The sequence below is a fragment of the Pseudorhodoplanes sp. genome (genome assembly GCF_046289595.1).
In the GTDB taxonomy this organism is placed as follows: Bacteria; Pseudomonadota; Alphaproteobacteria; order Rhizobiales; family Xanthobacteraceae; genus Pseudorhodoplanes.
Map to the genome: position 1 here is coordinate 18,817 of NZ_JBKBVB010000004.1, position 22,797 is coordinate 41,613.

The 22,797-nt window shown below is 63.9% G+C and carries 24 protein-coding genes; 10 read left to right on the forward strand and 14 right to left on the reverse strand.

Annotation, left to right across the window (positions count from 1 at the left end):
• Positions 1-6: 6 nt before the first annotated feature.
• Together ACK41X_RS01935 and ACK41X_RS01940 are read left to right on the forward strand one after the other, a co-directional pair.
• Complete coding sequence (locus ACK41X_RS01935; RefSeq protein WP_409718651.1) at positions 7-543, forward strand: SRPBCC family protein; 537 nt, start codon at positions 7-9, stop codon at positions 541-543.
• 32 nt (positions 544-575) lie between these two features.
• Positions 576-1,103 (forward strand): DUF1579 domain-containing protein, encoded by a 528-nt coding sequence (locus ACK41X_RS01940; RefSeq protein ID WP_409718654.1) that lies wholly within the window; start codon positions 576-578, stop codon positions 1,101-1,103.
• 75 nt (positions 1,104-1,178) lie between these two features.
• On the opposite strand, the gene ACK41X_RS01945 is transcribed toward ACK41X_RS01940, so the two are convergent.
• The 7 genes from ACK41X_RS01945 to ACK41X_RS01975 form a co-directional block, all read right to left on the reverse strand.
• Positions 1,179-2,075 carry a 3-hydroxybutyryl-CoA dehydrogenase gene (locus ACK41X_RS01945; RefSeq protein ID WP_409718657.1) on the reverse strand — a complete coding sequence of 299 codons (897 nt, stop codon included), beginning with the start codon at positions 2,073-2,075 and terminating at the stop codon, positions 1,179-1,181.
• 38 nt (positions 2,076-2,113) lie between these two features.
• Positions 2,114-3,058: an electron transfer flavoprotein subunit alpha/FixB family protein gene (locus tag ACK41X_RS01950; RefSeq protein ID WP_409718660.1), complete on the reverse strand. Its 945-nt coding sequence runs from the start codon at positions 3,056-3,058 to the stop codon at positions 2,114-2,116.
• Entirely contained in the window at positions 3,055-3,807 is a 753-nt protein-coding gene (locus tag ACK41X_RS01955) for an electron transfer flavoprotein subunit beta/FixA family protein (RefSeq protein WP_409718663.1), read from the reverse strand. Before ACK41X_RS01955 ends, ACK41X_RS01950 begins: the two co-directional genes overlap by 4 nt.
• A gap of 158 nt (positions 3,808-3,965) precedes the next feature.
• The gene (locus ACK41X_RS01960) at positions 3,966-4,550 is read right to left on the reverse strand and encodes a cob(I)yrinic acid a,c-diamide adenosyltransferase (RefSeq protein ID WP_409718666.1); all 585 of its coding nucleotides are present in this window, start codon (positions 4,548-4,550) and stop codon (positions 3,966-3,968) included.
• 7 nt (positions 4,551-4,557) lie between these two features.
• On the reverse strand, positions 4,558-4,749 hold the full coding sequence (locus ACK41X_RS01965; protein ID WP_409718668.1) for a twin transmembrane helix small protein: 192 nt from the start codon (positions 4,747-4,749) through the stop codon (positions 4,558-4,560).
• A gap of 60 nt (positions 4,750-4,809) precedes the next feature.
• Complete coding sequence (locus ACK41X_RS01970; RefSeq protein WP_409718670.1) at positions 4,810-5,262, reverse strand: host attachment protein; 453 nt, start codon at positions 5,260-5,262, stop codon at positions 4,810-4,812.
• Positions 5,263-5,397: 135 nt separating this feature from the next.
• Complete coding sequence (locus ACK41X_RS01975; RefSeq protein WP_409718674.1) at positions 5,398-7,077, reverse strand: acyl-CoA dehydrogenase family protein; 1,680 nt, start codon at positions 7,075-7,077, stop codon at positions 5,398-5,400.
• Between the two features lie 143 nt (positions 7,078-7,220).
• On the opposite strand from ACK41X_RS01975, the gene ACK41X_RS01980 reads away from it, so the two are divergent.
• Positions 7,221-9,266, forward strand: coding sequence for a methyl-accepting chemotaxis protein (locus ACK41X_RS01980; protein WP_409718677.1), 2,046 nt, complete (start codon positions 7,221-7,223; stop codon positions 9,264-9,266).
• Positions 9,267-9,371: 105 nt separating this feature from the next.
• The gene (locus ACK41X_RS01985) at positions 9,372-10,274 is read left to right on the forward strand and encodes a YihY/virulence factor BrkB family protein (RefSeq protein ID WP_409718679.1); all 903 of its coding nucleotides are present in this window, start codon (positions 9,372-9,374) and stop codon (positions 10,272-10,274) included.
• An 11-nt stretch (positions 10,275-10,285) separates the two neighbouring features.
• Here the strand turns inward: ACK41X_RS01985 and ccrA are convergent, their stop codons facing one another.
• Positions 10,286-11,554, reverse strand: a complete 1,269-nt coding sequence (gene ccrA / locus ACK41X_RS01990; protein ID WP_409718682.1) for a crotonyl-CoA carboxylase/reductase — start codon at positions 11,552-11,554, stop codon at positions 10,286-10,288.
• A gap of 507 nt (positions 11,555-12,061) precedes the next feature.
• Here ccrA and ACK41X_RS01995 point away from each other — a divergent pair.
• From ACK41X_RS01995 to ACK41X_RS02020, 6 genes are all read left to right on the forward strand, one after another.
• Positions 12,062-12,619, forward strand: a complete 558-nt coding sequence (locus ACK41X_RS01995; RefSeq protein ID WP_409718684.1) for a hypothetical protein — start codon at positions 12,062-12,064, stop codon at positions 12,617-12,619.
• A gap of 26 nt (positions 12,620-12,645) precedes the next feature.
• Positions 12,646-12,906, forward strand: coding sequence for an acyl carrier protein (locus tag ACK41X_RS02000; protein WP_409718686.1), 261 nt, complete (start codon positions 12,646-12,648; stop codon positions 12,904-12,906).
• Positions 12,903-14,435, forward strand: a complete 1,533-nt coding sequence (locus ACK41X_RS02005; protein ID WP_409718689.1) for an AMP-binding protein — start codon at positions 12,903-12,905, stop codon at positions 14,433-14,435. The genes ACK41X_RS02000 and ACK41X_RS02005 overlap by 4 nt, the downstream gene beginning before the upstream one ends.
• Positions 14,422-15,711: a type III PLP-dependent enzyme gene (locus ACK41X_RS02010; RefSeq protein ID WP_409718691.1), complete on the forward strand. Its 1,290-nt coding sequence runs from the start codon at positions 14,422-14,424 to the stop codon at positions 15,709-15,711. The genes ACK41X_RS02005 and ACK41X_RS02010 overlap by 14 nt, the downstream gene beginning before the upstream one ends.
• A gap of 194 nt (positions 15,712-15,905) precedes the next feature.
• Positions 15,906-16,154, forward strand: a complete 249-nt coding sequence (locus ACK41X_RS02015) for a GlsB/YeaQ/YmgE family stress response membrane protein (protein WP_409718693.1) — start codon at positions 15,906-15,908, stop codon at positions 16,152-16,154.
• A gap of 22 nt (positions 16,155-16,176) precedes the next feature.
• A complete protein-coding gene (locus ACK41X_RS02020) occupies positions 16,177-18,174 on the forward strand; it encodes a methylmalonyl-CoA mutase family protein (protein WP_409718695.1) in 1,998 nt (665 codons plus the stop codon).
• A gap of 350 nt (positions 18,175-18,524) precedes the next feature.
• Here ACK41X_RS02020 and ACK41X_RS02025 read toward each other — a convergent pair whose 3' ends face one another.
• From ACK41X_RS02025 to gluQRS, 6 genes are all read right to left on the reverse strand, one after another.
• On the reverse strand, positions 18,525-18,968 hold the full coding sequence (locus tag ACK41X_RS02025) for a periplasmic heavy metal sensor (protein ID WP_409718698.1): 444 nt from the start codon (positions 18,966-18,968) through the stop codon (positions 18,525-18,527).
• Positions 18,965-19,450 carry a hypothetical protein gene (locus ACK41X_RS02030; protein ID WP_409718701.1) on the reverse strand — a complete coding sequence of 162 codons (486 nt, stop codon included), beginning with the start codon at positions 19,448-19,450 and terminating at the stop codon, positions 18,965-18,967. The genes ACK41X_RS02025 and ACK41X_RS02030 overlap by 4 nt, the downstream gene beginning before the upstream one ends.
• On the reverse strand, positions 19,447-20,040 hold the full coding sequence (locus tag ACK41X_RS02035) for an RNA polymerase sigma factor (protein ID WP_409718704.1): 594 nt from the start codon (positions 20,038-20,040) through the stop codon (positions 19,447-19,449). The genes ACK41X_RS02030 and ACK41X_RS02035 overlap by 4 nt, the downstream gene beginning before the upstream one ends.
• Positions 20,041-20,078: 38 nt before the next feature.
• On the reverse strand, positions 20,079-20,390 hold the full coding sequence (locus tag ACK41X_RS02040; protein WP_409718707.1) for a hypothetical protein: 312 nt from the start codon (positions 20,388-20,390) through the stop codon (positions 20,079-20,081).
• A 268-nt stretch (positions 20,391-20,658) separates the two neighbouring features.
• Positions 20,659-21,852: an ATP-binding protein gene (locus tag ACK41X_RS02045; RefSeq protein ID WP_409718710.1), complete on the reverse strand. Its 1,194-nt coding sequence runs from the start codon at positions 21,850-21,852 to the stop codon at positions 20,659-20,661.
• Between the two features lie 46 nt (positions 21,853-21,898).
• Positions 21,899-22,771: a tRNA glutamyl-Q(34) synthetase GluQRS gene (gene gluQRS, locus ACK41X_RS02050; RefSeq protein WP_409718713.1), complete on the reverse strand. Its 873-nt coding sequence runs from the start codon at positions 22,769-22,771 to the stop codon at positions 21,899-21,901.
• Positions 22,772-22,797 lie beyond the last annotated feature (26 nt).

Sequence of the window (22,797 nt, forward strand, 5' to 3'; positions counted from 1 at the left end):
ACCGATATGCTGAAAGTCCTGCTCATTGTCGTGTTGGTTGCGGCTCTCGGCATCGGTGGCGTTATCGCCTATGCTGCCGTGGGCCAGCCCGACACGTTCCGGATCGAGCGCTCTGCAACCATCAATGCGCCCCCGGAGAAGCTGGCCGGCATTCTCACCGATCTGCGCCGCGGCGCGGAATGGTCGCCGTATGAGAAGAAAGACCCAGGCATGAAGAAGACCTTCAGCGGTCCTGCGTCCGGTCCGGGCGCGACGCTCTCTTGGGACGGCAACGGCGATGTCGGGGCGGGTTCGCTGACGGTTGCCGCCGTAACGCCGTCCAAAGTGACGCTGAACCTGGCGATGACGCGGCCGATGAACGCCAGCAATGTCGTGGAATATACATTCGCGCCGCAGGGCAATGCCACCCAGATGACCTGGGCAATGCACGGACCGATGCCGCTCATATCCAAGGTGATCTGCATATTCATGGACTTCGACAGGATGATCGGAGCCGACATGGAGCGCGGCCTGAAGGACCTCAAGGCGCTCGCCGAGCGCTGAACTATTTCAAGCAGAGAGAAGGAGGAGAGACCATGTCCGTTGCCGAGAAGACCGACACCAATCAGGACAACTGCCCGATGATGGCGGAGCCGACCAAGGAGCATCGCTGGCTGCTGCGGATGGTGGGCGAGTGGAGCTTCGAGGGCGAATGCATCATGGGCCCCGACCAGCCGCCGATGAAATCGACCGGCAATTGCGTCACGCGCTCGCTCGGCGAGCTGTGGACGCTGAATGAAGGTTCGGGTGAAATGCCCGGCGGCGGCGAGATGAAGAGCATCATCACGCTCGGCTACGATCCCGCCAAAGGAAAATTCGTCGGCACCTTCATCGCGTCGATGATGACGCATCTGTGGCTCTATGAAGGGTCGCTCGATGCAGCCGGCAAGGTGCTGACGCTCGACGCCGAAGGCCCGAGCATGATGGGCGATGGCGGCCTGGCGAAATACCAGGACATCGTCACGGTCGAAAGCGACGACCACTGGATTCTGTCGTCGCAGATGCTTGGCCCGGACGGCCAATGGCACAAGTTCATGACCGCGCATTACCGGCGCAAGAAATAGCGCCGCGATCCCGCAAATCAGCAATGAACGGGATAACCGTCCCTCGCCTCCCCCCTGCGCGGATAAGGAACTCAGTTACCGCGTCGGGACCGGCTTCTCGCCGCGATAATCGTAGAAGCCGCGCTGCGTCTTGCGGCCAAGCCAGCCGGCCTCGACATATTTTACGAGGAGCGGGCACGGGCGATATTTCGTGTCCGCCAGTCCCTCGTGCAGCACCTGCATCACCGACAGGCAGGTATCGAGCCCGATGAAATCGGCGAGCTCCAGCGGTCCCATCGGATGGTGCGCGCCGAGCTTCATCGCGGTGTCGATCGCCTCCACCGTACCGACGCCCTCGTAGAGCGTGTAGATCGCCTCGTTGATCATCGGCAGCAGGATGCGGTTGACGATGAAGGCGGGAAAATCCTCCGCCATCGCCACCGTCTTGTGCAGCTTGCCGACGAACGCCTTGGACGTCTCGAAAGTCTGGTCGTCGGTGGCGATGCCGCGGATGATCTCCACGAGCTCCATCAGCGGCACCGGATTCATGAAATGAATGCCGATGAATTTTTCCGGCCGGTCGGTCGCTGCCGCGAGCCGCGTGATCGACAGCGACGAGGTATTGGTGGCGAGAATCGCCTCCGGTCTCAGCACCGGGCAGAGATCGGCATAGATCTTCTTTTTGATATCTTCCTTTTCGACCGCGGACTCGATCACCAGGTCGACATCCGCCAGCGCATCCATCGCATCGGCCGGCGCGATTTTGGCAAGCCCGGCCTGCCGCTGCTCTTCGGTGATTGCCTTCTTGGCCACCTGCCGCGCCATATTGCCGTTGATCGTGGCGAGCGCCTGCTTGACGCGGTCTGCGGAAACGTCGTGCAGCTTCACGTCGAATCCCGCCAGCGCGCAGACATGGGCGATCCCGGAGCCCATCTGTCCCGCACCGATCACCCCGACCTTGCGAATGTCCTGCGCCCGAATGTCCTGCGCCATTGTGTCCTTCACTCCTCCCCGGCCGGGGAGCCTTGCGTTCAGCGCTTGATCTTGCCGAGTTCGGCGTCGAGTTCCGGCAGCGCCTGATAAAGATCGGCGACGAGGCCGTAATCGGCGACCTGGAAGATTGGTGCTTCCTCATCCTTGTTAATGGCGACGATCACCTTGGAATCCTTCATTCCCGCGAGATGCTGGATCGCGCCGGAAATGCCGACCGCGATGTAAAGCTCCGGCGCCACCACCTTGCCGGTCTGACCGACCTGCCAGTCGTTCGGAGCATAGCCCGCATCGACCGCCGCACGCGACGCGCCCATCGCCGCGCCAAGCTTGTCGGCAACCGGCTCAATATATTTGGTGAAGTTCTCGCGGTTCTGCATCGCCCGGCCGCCGGAAATGATGATCTTCGCGGAGGTCAGTTCAGGCCGGTCGGACTTCGACAATTCCTCCCCGACGAATGTCGAAATGCCGGGATCGTCAACAGCGGCAACGGTCTCGACCGGGGCCGGAGCGCCCTCGCCCGCCGCCTGGAAGGTCGAGGTGCGGACCGTGATCACCTTTTTCGGATCGGTGGACCTCACCGTTTGCATCGCGTTGCCGGCATAGATCGGCCGCACGAAGGTATCAGGCGCTTCGACCTTCACGATGTCGGAAACCTGCATGACATCGAGCAGGGCCGCGACCCGCGGCATGAAGTTCTTGCCGGTGGTGGTGGCGGGTGCGACGATCGCGTCATAGTCCTTGGCGAGCGAGACCACCAGGGCGGCCAGCGGCTCGGCGAGCTGATGCGCGTAGGCATCGGCCTCCGCGAGCAGCACCTTCTTCGCGCCGTCGAGCTTCGCCGCGGCATCCGCCACGGCTTTGGCATTCTTGCCGGCGACCAGAATATGCACATCGCCGCCCAGCGCCTTGGCGGCAGTCATCGCCTTGGCGGTCGCGTCCTTGAGATGAGCGTTGTCGTGCTCGGCGATCAGAAGGGTGGTCATTGCAGCACGCCCGCTTCGTTCTTCAGTTTATCGACCAGTTCGGCGACCGAGGCGACTTTCACGCCGGCCTTGCGGCCGCCCGGTTCCACGGTCTTGAGCACTTCGAGCCGCGGCTTAACGTCAACGCCGTAATCGCCTGGCGCCTTCTCGTCGATCGGCTTCTTCTTCGCCTTCATGATGTTCGGCAGGCTGGCATAACGCGGCTCGTTCAGCCGCAGGTCCGTGGTGACGATGGCCGGACCCTTCAGCTTCACGGTCTGCAGGCCGCCATCGACTTCGCGTGTCACCGCGATGCCGTCATCCTCGATTGCGATCTTGGAGGCGAAGGTGCCCTGCGGCCAGTTCAGCAGCGCGGCCAGCATCTGGCCGGTCTGGTTGCAATCGTCGTCGATCGCCTGCTTGCCCATGATGACAAGGCCGGGTTGCTCGGCCTCGACGATGCCTTTGAGAATCTTGGCCACCGCGAGCGGCTCGGGCATCGCGTCCACCTTGACCAAGATGCCGCGGTCGGCGCCCATGGCGAGCGCAGTGCGGATGGTCTCGGAGGCCTGGGCCGGGCCGATCGAAATGGCGACGATCTCGGTCGCCTTCCCGGCTTCCTTCAGACGGATCGCCTCTTCGACCGCGATCTCGTCGAACGGGTTCATCGACATTTTGACGTTGGCGAGCTCGACACCGGAGCCGTCCGCCTTCACCCGCACTTTGACGTTGTAATCGATAACCCGTTTGACGGGCACGAGAATTTTCATGATTGTGGCCTTCGCAGATGCGAAATCAGGCGGCTACCTAAGAGTGGGACGGCGCAGGTGTCAACGGCATGTGTGGCAGACGAACCACGCGCCCCTTGGCACAGCGTTAGTAAGGTTTTGCCGGGCGGGCAAGGGTCTGCGATCTGCGCCAGACACGGTCAGCGATTCTGTCCGGGCTGCCAGAGGACATCCTTTACGCCGCGGTCGTTGGCATGGCGGCCCGCGACGAACAGGAAGTCGGAGAGCCGGTTGACGTACTGGATGGCCTCCGGTGTGACGTCCTCGCCCGGCTGATCGCGCAGCGCCACCATCACGCGCTCGGCGCGCCGGCACATGGTTCGCGCCAGATGCAGATAGGCCGCGGCCGGCGTGCCGCCCGGCAGGATGAAGGAGCGCAGCGGCGGCAGGTCCGCATTCAGTGTGTCGATCTGCTCCTCGATCCAGCGCACCTGCTTTTCGGTGACGTTGAGCTTCAGGCCGCCCGGCCCCTTGCCCTTGGTGGCGTCGAGAATGCAGAGATCCGCCTCGACGTCGAAAATATCGTTCTGGATATGCGCCAGCATGGCATCGAGCCGGGAGTCGCCTTCGGTATGAAGCCGCACGATGCCGAGCGCGGCATTGACCTCGTCCAGCGTGCCATAGGCATCGACGCGCAAATCGTATTTCTTGCGCCGTTCGCCGGAACCCAGCGATGTCGTGCCGTCGTCGCCGGTGCGTGTGTAGATGCGGTTCAGGACGACCATCTGCGCCTCACCGGCCCATCATCCAGATCGCCAGCATGATGATGACGAGCGCGATCGCCTGCAACAGCACCCGCAGCCGCATCAGTTTCTGCGACAGATAGGGGGAACCGCCACGCATCATATTGACGAGGCCGAACACGAGGACGATCGCTACCGCGGCAATGGCGAACGGGATAAGACTATAGAACGGGTTGGACATCGGAGCCTTCTAACACCGGACCGGCGGCGCGACCACCGGTCCGGCAGGGCGATCGGCCCGTTACGCGGCGAGATGCTTCTCGATCTCGTAGACCGGCATCTTTACATAGTCTTTCTGTATCTCCTCGCGCACCGCCTGCTTGAGCGCATGGGTATAATACTGGCGCAGCACCCCGATGGCGCGGGGCGGGGCGACCAGGATGATCGACTTCATCTCCCCGGCCTGCGCAGCACTATCGAGCTTGGCCATGATCTGGCGCAGGAATTCTTCCTCCTGCTGGGTATGGAAATCCGTCTGCTGCACGGCAGAACGGCCCGGGCCGACCGACGAATGCGAGCGGCCGGGCTTGTCGGTGCCGAGTTCGCTGGTCGCCGGCACCGTCTGCTCCATCACTTCGCGGGTCTGGAGGTTCGGGAATTTGGCGTCGCCCGCATTCTGCAAAAACAGCGCCTTGCTGCCGTCGCATACAATGACCCACTCGTCCTGATCGATCTTGACGGATTTCGCTGACATTCATGCTCTCCTTCTGGGATGCCCATGCCATTGCATGGATATGGGCAACGCCTTGCGGCAGGTCAACGCGCGGGGCCCGAGTTGGTTTGAGCCCGGTCCCCGCGGCATCACCGTCAGGAAGGAAGCGGGGATCGCCTAGTTGCTCCCATCAAGCAGCCGCTTGGCGATCACCTGCGCCTGGATTTCAGCGGCGCCCTCGAAAATATTGAGGATGCGGGCGTCGCACAGGATGCGCGAGGCCGGGAATTCCAATGCAAAACCGTTGCCGCCGTGGATCTGCACCGCATTGTCGGCGGCGGCCCAGGCAACGCGCGCGGCGAGGAGCTTCGCCATCCCGGCCTCGAGATCGCAGCGGCGGCCGGAATCCTTCTGGCGCGCGGCGAAATAAGTGAGCTGGCGCGCGATCAGGATTTCCACCGCCATCATCGCGATCTTGTCGGCGACCCGCGGGAATTCCAGGATCGGACGGCCGAACTGTGACCGCTGCTGCGCATAAGCGAGCCCCTGATCCATCGCCGCCTGTGCGACGCCGATAGCGCGCGCCGCGGTCTGGATACGGGCCGCCTCGAAGGTCTGCATGAGCTGCTTGAATCCCGCCCCCTCGATGCCGCCGAGCAGGTTTTCGGTTGAGACTTCAAAGCCGTCGAAGGCGATCTCGTATTCCTTCATGCCGCGATAGCCGAGCACCTCGATCTCGGTGCCCGACATGCCGGACGCCGGGAACGGATTCTTGTCGTCCCCGCGCGGCTTCTCCGCAAGCAGCATCGACAGGCCGCGATAGCCGCTTTCTTTCGGGTCGGTCCGTACCAGGAGCGTCATCAGGTCGGCGCGCACCGGGTGCGTGATCCAGGTCTTGTTGCCGTATATTTTGTAAACATTGCCGTCGCGCACCGCGCGCGTCTTGAGCGAGGCGAGGTCCGACCCCGTATTCGGCTCGGTGAACACCGCGGTCGGAAGAATTTCGCCCGACGCGATCAAAGGCAGCCATTTGCGCTTTTGTTCCTCTGTACCGCTGCCGAGAATGAGTTCCGCCGCGATTTCAGAACGGGTACCGAGCGAGCCCACGCCGATATAGCCGCGCGACAATTCCTCCGAGACGACGCACATGGATTCCTTGCCGAGGCCCATGCCGCCGAACTCGTCCGGTAGCGTCAAGCCGAATACACCCAGTTCGGACATCTGACCGATGACCTCGAGCGGAATGTATTCGTTCTTCAAATGCCAGCGTTGCGCATGCGGCACCACTTCGCTTGCCGAGAACTTGCGCATCTCTTCGCGGATCGCTTCCAGCGTCTCGTCGAGCCCGGCATTGCCGTAGGTCGGCTCGGTGTGATGGTCGACGATCTCGACGAGGCGCGCCCGGCGCGATGCTGTATTGCCGGTCTCGATCAGGTGGTCCACCGCAGGCGTCATCCGCGCCGCCACATCCGCGCGTGACAGCCCGAGATCGGACAGCCGCACGGTTTCGCCCTGGCTCATGGGGATGCCGCCGAGAATCTGTGCGAGATATTCGCCGAGGCCGATGCGGACCTGAAGCTCCTCGATCTCGCCGAACTTGCCCTCGGCCTGCATCCGCGCGGCATAGGCCACGAGCTGGCGTAAGGCCTCGACATAGGTGGCAAGCCAGGCGAGCCCATGGGTCGCGCGCTGCTCCCGGTCGAACACCCGGCCCATGGTGTCGCCGCCCTCGATGGCAACCCGTTTACGAACGGCGATCGCCGCGTCCTGCAGGAGCGCCTGCATCGCAGAAACCGCCTCCTCGGCATGGGGGATCAACGGGTCGGAACTCTCGGACCGGTGCGGCACGGCTGGCATCGGCAATCCCCTGTTAACCAGTACAGTTCAGCGCAGATTAATGGTGCAACGCACAAAAGCCAACAGCGCGCTGCCATACCTTTGGTTGCTGGATATTTAACCATTTCGGGCTTTGCTGCCGGGTGCTGACACCGGGAGCACCGATGCCGTCCGCACCACCTGCCAATTCGAGCGCCCGCCGGCCGGACCTGCCCGGCCGCTTCCGCCCATCGCGCCTCATCGGCGCGCTATCGGTCCGCACACGGATTTTTCTCATCGCGCTGCTTCCGGTCGCAGGCTTCGCTGCCAACGGCATGTCCTTTCTGTCCGGCGAGAAGGCGGTCGCGGACGCCTTCGAGCGCTACCGGCGCGCCGACGCCACAGCCGATGCCAGCCAAAGCCTCAAGGAGGCGATCGACAAGATGCGGATCGCCGTGCGCGATTTTGCCACCGAGCCCAGCGAGGAGCCGATCACCGACTTTGAGAAGGCGACGGCAGTTGCGTACGAAAAAATCGCCCTGATCGAAAACGCGCTTGGCGCCGCCGACCGCAAGAGCATCGCCCCCATGCGGGACCGCCTGAACGAGATCGGCCGGCGCTTCTCCGACGTTGTCGCCGATCAGCGCACTCTGGGCTTTTCCGAGAGCGACGGGTTGCGGCGTCAGCTCCACGACACCGGCATTGCCGTCGAGCGCGTCATCAATCAGGGCATGGCGTTGATCGGCGACGCCGAAGCACGGCAGCTTATGGTGTCGCTGCTGCTGATGCGGCGCTTCGAGGCGGAACAACGCATCCGATCCTCTAACATGTCGCATACGTTATTCTTCGCGGAATATCAGAATTTCGCGAATACCATGGAAGCCTCTCAGCTCGACCCCGAACAGCGCGCCGACATCGAGAAGCGAGTGAAGGCCTTCGCCGACACGTTTTCGGCCTGGTCGGCCCTTGCCGACAAGGTGCGGCCGAACCTGAAGGTCATCGACCTCGACACGCAACAGCTCGGACCGGCCGCAGACCGCATCATCGAAAAGGCAATGGCGGGCGCAAACCTGGCGGCCGCACAATTGTCAGCTGCGCAGAGCCGTACCCGCTCGCTGATTCTGCTGGTCGGTTTCGCCGCGGTTATTCTCGGTTTCGCGCTGTGTCTTATGATCGGACTGAGCATCACACAACCTCTGCAGGGGCTGGCACACGCAATGTCTGAGCTTGCGCGGGGCAACACCGCAGCGCTCATTCCAGGTACGCAAGCGCGCGATGAGATCGGAGACATGGCCCGCACGGTGATCGTGTTCCGCGACACCATGCTGGAGCGCGAGCGGCTTGCCTCGGCCCAGAACGAGACCGCGAAATCGCGCGAAATGCGCAACCAGACCATCGCCGCGCAGATTGCCGCTTTCGAGCGCACCGTCGACGGCATGCTCGGTCGGGTTCGCGACGCGGCGCACCGCCTCGAGACCGCATCCACAAGGCTGAATGCGTCGGCCGACGACATGTCCGCGGAAGCCAGCGCAGCCGAGCAGCGCGTGCTCGCTGCCTCGGGCAACGTTACCGCGGCCGCAAGCTCGGTCGAGGAACTTGCGGCATCGATCGGCCAGATTGCCGGTCAGGCGCAGAAATCCACGCAAGTCGCAGGACGCGCGGTCGCCGAAGCGCGCCGCACCGGCGCCACCATGGCGGAACTTGGCAATGCAGCGACGCGCATCGGCGAGGTCATCAGCCTGATCCAGTCGATCGCGGCGCAGACCAATCTGCTCGCGTTGAATGCGACCATCGAGGCGGCGCGCGCAGGCGATGCCGGCCGCGGCTTTGGGGTCGTCGCCTCGGAGGTGAAGTCGCTTGCCAATCAGACCGCCCGCGCCACAGAAGAGATCGCGGGCCAGATCGGTGCGATCCAGTCGGCGGCCGCGGATGCGGCCATGGCCATCGATCAGGTCAACGGTATCATTGAGGATATGTCTGCGATCGCCTCCACCGTTTCGATAACCGTGGAACAGCAGAATTCCGCGGTCTCTCTGATCGCCGAAGGAGTCAGCAGCGCCTCGGGCGAGGCCCGCACCGGCGCGGAAGCGATGAGCCGTGTTTCCGCGGCCACTGCGCAAGCGCGCACGACCGCGGCCGACGTCAAGGCGCTTGCCGATGTGCTGGCGCTTGAGGCCGAGGGGCTCGATGCGCAGGTCCGCCAGTTCCTGACCGCAGTGCAGGCGGCCTAATCTCTCTCCTGATACGCGATTGAGCGGGACGGCAACAGCGCACTTGAGGCTGAGGCCGGCTTTGCTTATGTCGCTGTTGCGCGACCTCTACCGGGATCCGGCCTTTTGAGACTGCTTAAAAAAACATATCGCGCCGCAATGGATGCCTTCTGGCAATTCAACGCCGACGATGGCTGGGCGATTGCCAGCCACATCGCGCTATCCAGCCTGATGGCGATGTTCCCGTTCTTTCTGGTGCTCACCGCGCTCGCCGGCGTCTTCGGCTCGCAATATCTCGCAGACGAGGCCGCCAATCTGCTGCTTGAGGCATGGCCGGAGGAAGTGGCCGGTCCGATCTCGCGCGAAATTCACAATGTGCTGATGGGCGCGCATGGACAGGTGCTGACGGTCGGCGTCGTGCTGGCGCTGTATTTCGCATCGAGCGGGATCGAAAGCCTGCGGATCGGCCTGAACCGCGCCTATCTGGTGGCGGAGACGCGGTCGATGTGGCTGCTGCGGCTGGAATCGATCGGCTATGTCATCCTCGCCGCCATCGGCATGCTTGCGCTGTCTTTCCTGGTGTTGCTGGCGCCGCTGATCTGGGCGACGCTGGTGCGCAAGTTTCCTGCGCTGGAACCGTTTCGTGACGTCGTCACCCTGGTGCGCCTCACCGTCGCCTCGGTGCTCCTGATCGTGCCGCTGATCGTCGTGCATAAATGGCTGCCGGCCGGACGCCGCTCATGGCGCGAGATCATGCCCGGCATTCTGGCGACGCTGATCCTGTGGCTGGTCTGCGGCATGGTGTTCGGCCGCTATCTCGCCGACTTCGCCTTCACCTACTCGATCTATTATGCCGGCCTTGCCTCGCCGATGATCGCGCTCGTGTTTTTGTACATCACCGCCTCGATCTTCCTCTATGGCGGCAATCTGAATGCGATCATCGCCAAATTACGGGCGGAGAAAAAAGCGGCAAAGCAACGCGCGAATGCGGCCAAGACGGCCGCAGGTGCTGAATGCGGTCGCGATTGACGCGCACCCGCCTACCCGCCCACCGCTTCCAGCGTATCCTCGAGATTACGCAAACCCGTGCGCGGCGCCGACACTAGCACCGCCATGTTGCCGGGCTTGTGCTGGTTCTTCCACATCAGCTCATGCGCGGCCGGAATCTTGTCCCACGGAAAGACTTCGCCCATGCACGGATCGATGCGGCGATCCATCACGAACTGGTTGGCCGAGCTCGCCTGCTTCAAATGCGCAAAGTGAGACCCCTGAATGCGCTTCTGCCGCATCCAGACATAGCGCGCATCGAAGGTGATGTTGAACCCGGACGTGCCGGCGCAGAACACCACCATGCCGCCGCGCTTCACGACAAGGCACGAGACCGGAAACGTCGCCTCGCCCGGATGTTCGAAAACGATGTCGACGTCCCGCTTGCCGGTGATGTCCCAGATCGCCTTGCCGAACTTGCGCGCCTCCTTCACCCACTCGTTATATTCGGGCGTGTTGACGGTCGGCATCTGACCCCAGCAACTGAAATCCTTGCGGTTGATGACGCCCTTGGCGCCGAGCCCCAGCACATAATCGCGCTTGCTCTCGTCCGAGATCACGCCAATCGCATTCGCTCCGGACGCTGCGCAGAGCTGCACGCCGAACACGCCGAGGCCGCCCGACGCGCCCCAGACCAGCACATTGTCGCCGGGCTTCAGGGTGTGCGGCGGATGACCGAACAGCATACGATAAGCGGTGGCGAGCGTGAGCGTGTAACAGGCCGCTTCTTCCCAGGTGAGATGGGAGGGCTTCTGCATCAACTGCCGCGACTGCACCCTGCAGAATTGCGCGAAGGAGCCGTCCGGCGTCTCGTAGCCCCAGATGCGCTGCGAGGTGGAGAACATCGGATCGCCGCCGTTGCACTCCTCGTCGTCGCCGTCGTCCTGATTGCAATGGACGATGACTTCGTCGCCAACCTTCCAGCGCTTGACCTTGGAGCCGACCGCCCAGATCACGCCCGACGCATCCGAGCCTGCGATGTGATAAGGATGCTTGTGGACATTGAACGGCGAAATCGGCTGGCCGAGCCCCGCCCAGATGCCGTTGTAATTCACGCCCGCCGCCATCACGAGCACCAGCACGTCGTTCTCGCCGATCGGCCAGGTTGGCAGCACCTCGATCTGCATGGACTGTTCCGGCGGGCCGTGCCGCTCCTGCCGGATCGCCCAGGCATTCATCTCGTCCGGCACATGCCCGAGCGGGGGAATTTCTCCGACCGCGTAAAGTTTCTTAACCATCTGGAGCTTGGGGGCGGCTGTCATCGTCTGGGGCCTCCGGCTTGGTCCTGATGGAAGTTTGAACCAGTCCATATTGCGCCGCAACAGAGTTACGCACACCAAATAGTTGAACGGAAGCCGGCGCAGCAGGCCCGCCCGGCAGCGGGATTGCGGCAGACTGTCGCGCTGCACGCATTTTTTAGGCTTTTTTCCATCCTGACGGCGCAGAACACCGGCTTTATCCGCAGGTCCGGACCACCAGGCATGCTGCGCCCGATCGGATTTCAATCGTTGGACGAAGCCCTGCCGATCCTCGTACGCGGGTTCCCGGCATTCGGGGCGCAGCGATGGGCGGCCGCCCTCGCACGTCTGCGCCGGTGCGGCGCCGCGGACCCGTCGGCGCGCGCCGGATTTCTGTTGGAAGACGGAGGACGCCCTGTTGGCGTCATACTGACGATTCCGAGCACGCGGCGAGGAGCCCTGGATACGCAGCGTGTCGTCAATCTGTCGAGCTGGTATGTGGAGCCCAAACACCGCTGGCGGGCAGCCCGTATGCTGCAGACCGCGGTCGCCTGCGAGGCCACTCTGTTTACCGACCTCACGCCGACCCCCGCAGTCTGCGAGGTGATCGGCCGCCTCGGCTTCCGGGAACTCACGGGCGGCACGATGATCGTCCCGCTTCCGCTGTTGGCGATCAGGTCCGCGCGGGATGCGCATGTCATCCCGCTGGCCGATCTGCCGGCGGACGCCTGCGACGCCCCGACCCGAAAGATGCTGGAGGAGCATGCGGCGCTCGATTGCATCGTCTGTGGATTGTGGGATGGCGCGGCGCTGCATCCCCTGATCTTTTCGCGAAAGGCCGGTCGCGGCCTCGGTATGGCGCGGGCGATTTTCGCCGGCGATCGCAGGGCGCTGTTCGACCACATGCCGGCGATCGCGCGCTTCCTCTTGCGCGAGCGCATCCTGGTTCTGGCCGTCAACGCCGACCGCTCCGACCGTATTCGGGGCACAGTTTTCATGCGCCGCCCCACACCGACCTTCTACAAAGGCCCCGCCACACCGAGGCCCTGCGACTTCGCCTATTCGGAATTCGTCTTTCTGCAGATTTGATTCACGAAGCAACACCGGGGGCTCATGTGCTGTCGCCACAACCAACAGATGTCAGGTCGATTGTCGCGGACTTTCTCAAGCAGAGATTTCCGGCCTTCGCCGGCCAGCCGATCGACGATGCGACGGTGCTCCTTGCCGGCGGGGCGATCGATTCGCTTGGCATCCTCGACCTGACTGCCTTCCTGACCGAACAATTCGGAATTGAGGTGTCCGATGACGACTTCGATCCGGACAATTTCGAGACATTCGGCCGGCTCATTGCGTTTGTGGAGCGCAAGCGGACGTGACCGAAACACCGCTCCTGCTGCACGATCTGCTTGGCGAGGATGACGACGCGACCCGGCTCGCGTTGATCCACGACAAGCGTTCGCTCAATTACGCCGACTTTCGCACGCTGGTTCGCGGCTACGCCTCGGCGTTGCACACGGCCGGATTGCGCCGCAGCGACCGCGTCGCGATCCTGCTGCCAAAATCGATCGAGGAATGTGCCGCGATCTTTGCAATCAGCCGGGCCGGCGGGGTGGTCGTCCCCGTCAATCCGCTGCTCAAGCCGCGGCAGGTCCGCCATATCGTTGCCGATTGCGAAGCGCGCATCATGCTCACCGATGCCGCACTCGCCGCGAGTCACGGCGCGGCCCTGGCGGATCTGTCCGGGCTTCAGATTGTCGATGTTTCAGCCCTGCCGGCGGCGCGCGACAACCCCCTTCCGCCCTCGCCGGCGATTGGCGAAGACCTCGCCGCAATCCTGTATACGTCCGGCTCAACCGGTCAGCCCAAGGGCGTGATGCTGAGCCACCGCAACCTGCTTGCAGGTACGCGCATCGTGCGCCGCTATCTCGGCATCACCCGTGAAGACCGGATACTCTCAATTCTGCCGCTCAGTTTTGATTACGGGCTGAACCAGCTTCTGACCGCAATCGAACAGCGCGCCGCTTTGGTCCTGCTGACCTTCCGGTTCGGCGACGAGATCGTTCGCGCGATCCGCGACCATGCCTGCACCGGGCTTGCCGGCGTACCGACGGTCTGGTCGATCCTGACGCGCGCCGCCCCGCTCCTGCCAAGAACCAAGCTTCCGACGCTGCGCTACATCACCAATTCCGGCGGCGCAGTGCCGTCGGCCACCACCGCGCGTCTGCGCCAACTCCTGCCCGATACCCGCATCTTCCTGATGTATGGGCTGACCGAGGCTTTCCGCTCGACCTATCTTCCACCCGACGAAATCGACCGCCGTCCGACATCGATCGGCAAAGCCATTCCCGAATGCGAGGTTTTCGCCGTGACCGCGGACGGACGGCGCGCCGCGCCGGGCGAACCAGGTATCCTTGTGCATCGCGGCCCCACCGTCTCGCTCGGCTATTGGAAACGCCCCGAGGACACCGCGCGCGTGCTGCGCCGCAATCCGCTGATCCCGGACGCTTGCGGCGCCGATATTGTCTGCTGGTCCGGCGATCTGGTCACGCAGGACGAAGACGGCTTCTTCTATTTCGTCGGCCGTGACGACGCCATGATCAAATCGTCCGGCTATCGCATCAGCCCGACCGAAGTCGAGGAGGTGCTGATGGCGACCGGCCAGTTCCGGCAGATCGCCGTCATCGGCCTGCCCGACGCGGTCATCGGACAGCGGGTCCATGCGGTCGCGGTGGGGCGCGGCGAACCGATCGATGTCGGCGCTGCATTGAGCACTGCGTCGCAACAGCTCGCACCCTTCATGATCCCGCGCGAGATCGAGATCGTCCCGGAACTGCCGACCACGCCGAACGGCAAGGTCGACTACAAGGCGCTGGTGGCGGAGCGGTCGTCGCATGCAGGCCAATGAGGCGGGCGCCCCGGATCTCGCGCATCGGCTGGTCACGGAGCATTACGCCATCCGCGGCAAGGATCTGATCGCCGGAGGCCTGACTGTCGAAGCGCTGGCCGATCGCTTCGGTACGCCGCTCTATATCTACGACGCCGACGTCATGCGGCGCTCGTTCAACGCGCTGAAGGACGCTCTGACCGGCTTTGCCGATATCGTCTATTCGATCAAGGCCAATCCCAATCCCGCTATTGCACGGATTTTCGTCGGTCTTGGCGCGGGCATCGAAATCGCATCGCTCGGCGAATACGAGCGCGCACGCGAGGCGGGCGCCGCGCCGCAAGACATCCTGTTTGCCGGACCCGGCAAGCGCGACGCCGAGCTTGCGCGCGTCATCGGCGAGGGCATCGGCGAAATTCATCTGGAGAGTTTTGAGGAGATTGCGCGCACCAATGCGATTGCCGCGCGCGCGGACAAGCGCGTTGCGGTCTCACTGCGGATCAATCCCGTCGAATCCGTCCAGGGCGGCGCGATGCGGATGGGCGGCAAGCCGTCGCCATTCGGCTTCGACGAGGAACACATCCCGGATGTTCTCTCGGCCATTTCTGCAACAACGCATCTCGATCTGTGCGGTGTGCATCTGTTCACGGGCACCCAAATCCTGGATGCAACGGTCCTGCTCGCGCAATGGCGGCACGGACTCGATGTTGCCGCGCGCGTGGCGCAGGCGATCGGCCGGCCGCTGCGCAGCATCGATCTCGGCGGCGGGCTCGGCATTCCCTATTATGCTGGCGATCGCGCGCTCGATCTCGCCGCCGTAAGACGCGGCGCAATGACGCTGACGCAGATGAAACTTGCCGAACCGCTCCTGCGCGACGCCCGCGTCATCGTCGAACCCGGCCGTTATCTCGCCGGTCCCGGCGGGCTCTATGTTGTGCGCGCGATTGTCAGCAAGGTCTCGCGCGGATCGCGCTTCCTCGTCACCGATGGCGGCATGCATCATCACCTCGCGGCCTCCGGCAATCTCGGACAGATCATCAAGCGCGACTATCCGGTGATCGCACCGGCGCGGATGGATGAATTTGCTGAGTCGGCCTGCATCGTGACCGGTCCGCTTTGCACACCGCTCGATACGCTGGCCCGCGCTGCGCGCCTGCCGACGTTGAAGGCCGGCGACCTCGTGGCTGTGATGCAGTCCGGGGCCTATGGCCTGACCGCAAGCCCCGCCGGCTTTCTGAGCCATCCGCGAGCCGCTGAAGTGCTGGTCGACCAAGGCCGCGCTGTCGCGATCGGCTGACCGGTGCGGCAAATCTGTTGCACGCAACGCACAACTGGATATGCTGCAGCGCAATAGGCACATTTGGCGCTTGATAGGTCGGCCGCGGCCGCTGACTTGGCGTCGGAGCGGCACTACGATGGTTCCCGCTGCAATCAAAGCCGTGGGGGCGAGGCGACAGCAGCGGCCCCCGCGCAGTTCGGGGAGACAAAGCTATGTTGGGTGACCTTATCGTTTGGTTGATCGTCGGCGGCGTGGCGGGCTGGCTCGCCGGTCTGATCGTGAAGGGCTATGGCTTCGGCCTCATCGGCAACATCGTGGTCGGCATTGTCGGCGCCTTCATTGCCGGCTGGCTGCTGCCGCGGCTCGGCATCGTGATCGGCGGCGGCATTATCGCTGCCATCATCAACGCCGTGATCGGCGCGGTGATCCTGCTGGTCATTATCGGCTTCTTCAAGCGTTAGGCAGACACGGAGCGGAGATCGAATGGGCGACAGCGCAGACGACAAGCCAAAGCGGGACAGACCCTGGATTTTCCGGACCTATGCCGGGCATTCGACAGCCGCAAAGTCGAATGCCCTGTACCGGCAGAATCTCGCCAAAGGCCAGACCGGCCTGTCCATCGCTTTCGATCTCCCGACGCAAACCGGCTACGATTCCGATCACGTCCTGGCGGCAGGCGAGGTCGGCAAGGTCGGCGTTCCGGTCTCCCATCTCGGCGATATGCGGACCCTGCTCGAGGGCATTCCGCTCGCCGAGATGAACACGTCGATGACCATCAACGCGCCGGCCGCATGGCTGCTGTCGCTCTATATCGCGGTCGCTGACGAGACCGGCGCGCCGCGCGCGAAACTGACCGGCACCACCCAGAACGACATCATCAAGGAATATCTGTCCCGCGGCACCTACGTGTTTCCGCCCGGCCCATCCATGCGTCTGATTAAGGACACGATCCTGTTCACGACGAAGGAAATGCCGAAATGGAACCCGATGAATGTGTGCTCGTATCACCTGCAGGAAGCCGGCGCGACGCCGGTTCAGGAACTGGCTTACGCGCTTGCGACCGCGATTTCGGTTCTCGACATGGTGAAGGCGTCCGGTGAAGTCGCCGACGGACAGATGGGCGAGGTGGTCGGGCGCATTTCGTTCTTCGTCAATGCCGGCATGCGCTTCATCACCGAAATCTGCAAGATGCGCGCCTTTGTCGAGATGTGGGACGAGATTACGGCGCAGCGCTATGGCGTCACCGATCCAAAGCAGCGCCTCTTCCGCTATGGCGTGCAGGTCAATTCGCTTGGGCTGACCGAGCCGCAGTCCGAGAACAACGTCTACCGCATCTTCCTCGAAATGCTCGCGGTCACGCTGTCGAAAAAGGCACGTGCCCGCGCGGTACAGCTTCCCGCCTGGAACGAGGCGCTCGGTCTGCCGCGCCCGTTCGACCAGCAATGGTCGCTGCGCGCACAGCAGATCCTCGCCTATGAATCGGACCTCCTGGAATACGGCGACATTTTCGACGGTTCGGTCGAAATCCAGAAAAAAGTCGATACGCTGATCCGCCAAGCCAAGGAGGAGCTGTCCACTATCGAACGGCTGGGCGGCGCGGTCGCGGCCGTCGAAATGGGCTACATGAAACAGCAGCTTGTGGAGAGCAACACCCGGCGGCTGGAAGCCATTGAAAGCGGCGAGAGCATCGTGGTCGGCGTCAACAAATTCACCGAGAGCGAACCGTCGCCTCTGACCGGCGGCCTCGACGCCATCATGACTGTTCCGCCCGAGGTGGAAGCCGAACAGATTGCGCGGCTTAATGAATGGCGCTCATCGCGCGACGCCAGGGCGGTCGATACCGCGCTGAACGAGTTGCGCCGCGCCGCCAAGGAGGGCGTCAACGTGATGCCCGCCTCGATCGCCTGCGCCAAGGCCGGCGTCACCACCGGCGAATGGGGTGCGGTCTTCCGCGAGGTGTTTGGCGAATATCGCGCGCCGACCGGTGTGCCGAAGGCGGCGCGCCAGGTTGGCGGCGAACAGCTTGAGCCGGTCCGCGCCGAGGTCGAACGCGTATCGCAGAAGATCGGACGCCGGGTGAAATTCCTGGTGGGGAAACCCGGCCTTGACGGACATTCCAACGGCGCCGAGCAGATTGCAGTGCGCGCGCGCGATGTGGGCATGGACGTGATCTATGCCGGCATCCGTTTCACCCCGGCGGAACTGGTCAAGACCGCGAAGGACGAAGGCGTCGACGTGATCGGGCTTTCGATCCTCTCCGGCAGCCACGTGCCTCTGGTGCGCGATGTGGTCGAGCGCATGCGCGCGGAAGGGCTTGACGATGTGCCGGTCGTGGTCGGCGGCATCGTGCCGCCCGAAGATGCGGAGACACTGAAGCGCGCCGGCGTCGCCGCCGTCTACACGCCGAAGGATTTTCAGATCAACCAGATCATGTCGGACGTGGTGCGGATCGTGGCAGGCGCGGCCGGGAAAGCAGCATAGCGCCCCCGGCCGCAGTCCGTGCTATTGCTGGTTGCCGCTTTGCCGCTTCAGCGCGTCCTTGCATTGTGGCGACAGCCGATCGGCATTCTCCATCATGCATTGGCGGATGCGGCACCGCCGGGCTGCAGATTGGCACAAAACTTCTGGTAATCGGCACGGCACGCTTCGCGCATCGCGCCGCTGACCTGCGCCTCAGCTGGCTGCGCAACCGCAGTGAGCGCAAGCAGTCCCCCGAGCACAACTTTCACCGACCGGCGGCATGCGGCCCGGGCATTTCGAATGTCTTCCATCTTTCACCTCATGCGGATTCACAAGTGGACGTTCTGAACGCGGCATCGCGCCGCGGCCCTTCATTGCAAGCCGATTCCTCCGATCAGTTTCTTCCGGCCTTCCGGTGACATCTGCGAGACCGCTTCGAGAAACGTCTCAAGGGCGAGATCGCCGATTTTCACACGCGAGTCGCGCGATTCCTTCACCGCCTTGCGCAACTCCGTTGCATCGAGCTTGTCTTCGCCGAGAAGCCGGGCTGGTTTCGCCAAAGCTCCGAAATAATCGGCTCGCGCCGCTGTAAACTCGTCCTGTTTGCTCCGATAGACGCGCCAGAGAATATCGGCGTCGGCGCGTGGGAGCCGAGAAGCGACGCGCTCGATCACTCTCGGCACCGTGAGAGCTTCAAGCGGACGCTCCGGTCGCGCCCATAGCGAGACGACATAGCCGGCAAGTACGGCATTGGCGCAAAGCGACACCAGCAAAAGGCCGTTTCGCAAAACGCGTCCCGAAAGCCATGATCTCATTGAAATCCCCATAGCGGCGCAAAGCCTGTATCAAGAATGAGGTCGAGCGAAGTCCGGGGCGGGTCCGCAATTCCCGACGGCGGGACAAATGCGCCAAGCGACAGACCGAGCAACAGCGATCCGGCAAGGCTCACCGCAGGCAGTGCCCAAGGACGAGAAAAAGGGCGCGGGCGCGACGAGGCACGCAACCACGCAAGGGGCCGATACAGCGAGGTCCGAAGCCCGACGGATCGCGGCGCGCCGGCCGGCCGGCTTTCAAACGCGATCCGCTGCATGACCGTGGATGACACCGCCTCCGACCGTGCCGGGTCGACAGGCGGCGCCAGAGAAATCACCCGGTCGAGACGCCGCGCCCGTTCCAGAATTCGCTCGCCTCCTCCGGTCAAGGCATAATCCGCGGCCGTCTCCTGAAACTGCGGCGGCCAACGCGAAACATCCCCGCCCCAGGATTCCGAAAGCCGGATGAATTCTTCACGGGTCATGCAAGGCTCCTTGGGTCATCCTCAAGATGCTCTATTTGCTGCTTCAGGCTATGCCGGGCCCGCGAGAGCAGTGATTCGAAGGCCTTTTCTGACATACCCATAGCGTTCGCCGCTTCACGTCCGCTCAGTCCTTCCATATGAAACAACGCAATGGCCGCGCGCTGCCTCTCGGTCAGGTGATTGATCGCCGCGCTCAGCAGCGCCTCTTGCTCGCGTGCGATCATGGCGTCGACCGGAGCAGGCGCTGGGATCGCGACATTCGCGGCATCGTCGATCGGCCGATGACGGGGATCGCGCGAGCGATCCAGCGCAAGATTGACCACAATTCTGTAAAGCCAGGTCGTGAAGCGCGCCTTCCCCGGATCGAAGGCCGGCGCATGATTCCAAACCCGCACGAACGCTTCCTGGCCGACGTCGTCAGCATCTGCCGGATCATTGAGGATGCGTTGCGCAAGCCGGATCGCCCGCGGCATATGGCGCCGCATGAGCACACGAAAGGAACGCTGGTCATGCGCGGCGGCCAGCCGGACAAGCGTCTCGTCCGAATCCGCAATATCCTCGCCTGTGGGAGTTGCATTGTCGGCCTGCATATACGCTGTCCTGCCACCGGCTCCGGCCGACGCGACAACTAGCAGACGACCCAGCGGCCATTGGTCCAGCATCTCCGCCGCGGCACCGGCGCCACATACACCGGCGGCGCAACATAGACCGAAGGCGCAACATAGACCGGCGGCGCGACATAGGCCGGCGCCGGATAGCAGCCGGGATACACGCGCCATCCATAGCGTCCGTAACGCCAGCACGCGACTTTTTCCGCGACCGGATATTCCCCGAGCGCTGCACGTAGATTGCTGACCGGAGCTGCAGCACCAGCGAACGCTGCAGCGGGCAGAAACATCGTGGCCGCCACCGCGGATGCAGCGAGGAACAGGCTTCTCATCGGATTGTACCTCCGTAGCGCGATCGACTGGCATCGGCGCCGTGCGGGCGTTTGCCGGCGCGCCAATCAATCGCTGTTTGATGTGATACGCAGGTCCGGGCGAAATCCTTCGGTCCACGTGCTGAAATTTTGTGCCGCCCGACCTTCGGCCAAAGTTTAGTGGCCCCGGCGCAAGGAAATATTTGGCCCGATCATGGCCGATGCGGTGCAGATGACGGAAACAGCAAGTCCGAAGAGCGCTCGCCTGATTTCTCGTCAGGCGGCACTGTCAGTGCAGCCGACCCAACGCCGCGACCAGTAGCGCCGGACCGACCGGCTTTTCCAGGTAATCGGTCATGCCGGCCTCGCAGGCACTCTGGCGATCGCGTTCCGTCGAGCGCCCCGACATGCCGATGACCGGCACCCGGCCGGCCTCGCCCGGCAAGGCGCGGATGCGCCGCGTCGCCTCGAGCCCGTCGATGTCCGGCAGGGTCACGTCCATCAATACGAGATCGTAGCCGCCGCGCGAGGCCGCATTCACCGCACGCTCGCCTGTACCTGCAAAATCCACGCTGTGGCCAAGCGCGGTCAGCATCGTATTCAACACCACGCGTGCGAAAGGATTGTCCTCGGCACAGAGGATGCGCAGCGGCGGGCCGGTTGCCGTGCCGCCCACCTCGGACGCAGAGCGATCGGCCTGTTTCGCGGCCGCTTTCACGGTGACGGCGAGCGTAAAAATCGAACCTTCGCCCTTCTTGCTTGCGACGGCCAGATCGCCGCCCATTGCTTTCGCCAGCCGCCGGACCAGCACAAGCCCGAGGCCGGTTCCGCCGAAGCGCGACGATACGTTCTTGTTTGCCTGCGCAAAGGGACGAAACAGCTTGGCGATTTCCGTTCTGGTCAGACCGATGCCGGTGTCGGCGATTGTGAAGGTCAGGCCAATACGGCCGCGCGGCTGCTCTGAGGCCGACACGGCAAAGCGAACCTGCCCGCGTGCGGTGAACTTCACGGCATTGTCGATCAGGTTTTCCAGCGCCGCGCGCAGCCGCACCGGGTCGCCGATTGCCTGCGCCGGAACGTCGTCGGCAATGGCGATGTTGGCGGCCAGACCGCCCGCGCCGGCGCGCGCTGTCAGCGATGTCGCGATCGCCTGCGCCAGCATCCGCGGCGAAAACGCATCCTGGCGCAAGGCGAGGCCGGCACGATCCGCCTTGACCGCGTCGAGCACCAGCGAAGTCTGCTGCGCCAGGTGATCGGCGGCGCTGCGGATCGACCGCGCCCAGGCGCGCTCGGGCTCGGGAATCTCGGAGGCAGCCAGCAAATCGGCAAGCGCAAGGATACCGGTCAGCGGCGTGCGGATATCGTGCGCCAGCGCCGCCAGGGCCGCCTCGACCGCGCGGCGAGTCGACGCAAGGCGTTTATGCGCCGGCGCGGCCTTGCGCGCACGCTTTGCGGCCTTTCGCTTTGGTCCGATCCGCCCCATGATTCGCCCGGACAAAACCTTGGCACGGCGGCTTTGGAGCGGCCATTCACGGTTCCGGCAGGCCGACCATCCGCCGGATGTCGAGAGGGGGCGCGCCGCCCGCGCGCAGGGCGCGCAAGGCGGTGGCCTGCGTCGATTTCGAAAGCTTTCGGCCGTCGGCATCCAGGATCAGCCGGTGATGGCGGTAGACCGGCGCGGGCAGTCCAAGCAGCGCCTGCAACAGCCGGTGCACGCTCGTTGACCAGAACAGATCCTGCCCGCGGACCACATGGGTGACGCCCTGCAAGGCATCGTCCACCACGACCGAGAGATGGTAGCTGGTCGGCATCTCCTTGCGGGCCAGGATCACATCGCCCCAGGCGAGCGGTTTCGCGACTAGCTCACCTGTTTCACCGCCGGGCCCCTGTCCCGCTTCGCGCCAGACGAGGTCGCCGGCGCGCGCAACCGCCGCCGCCATGTCGAGCCGCAGGGCATAGGGCTCGCCTGCCTCCATCCGCGCTCGCCGCTCCGCATCACGCATGCTGTCGCGGCCGCCCGGATAGATCGGCGTGCCGTCCGGATCGCGCGGCCACGTGTCGCCGCGCTCGGTGAGCATCTGCGCGATCTCGCCGCGGCTCTCGAAACTCGCATAGACGAGACCGCGCGCCTTAAGCCGCGCCAGCGCATCGCGATACGCATGGAAATGCTCCGATTGCCGGCGCACCGGCCGCTCCCAATCAATACCAAGCCAGGCGAGATCGTCGTAGATCGCCTGCTCGAATTGCGGCTTGCAGCGGGTACGGTCGATATCCTCGATCCGCAGTAGCAGCCGGCCCGCGCTTTCGCGCGCCAGATCGGCATTGAGCAGCGCGGAGAGCGCATGGCCGAGATGCAGATAGCCGTTCGGCGACGGCGCGAAGCGGAAAACGGGTGGCGTCATGACAGGCTTTTGGTCATTGCCGGGCT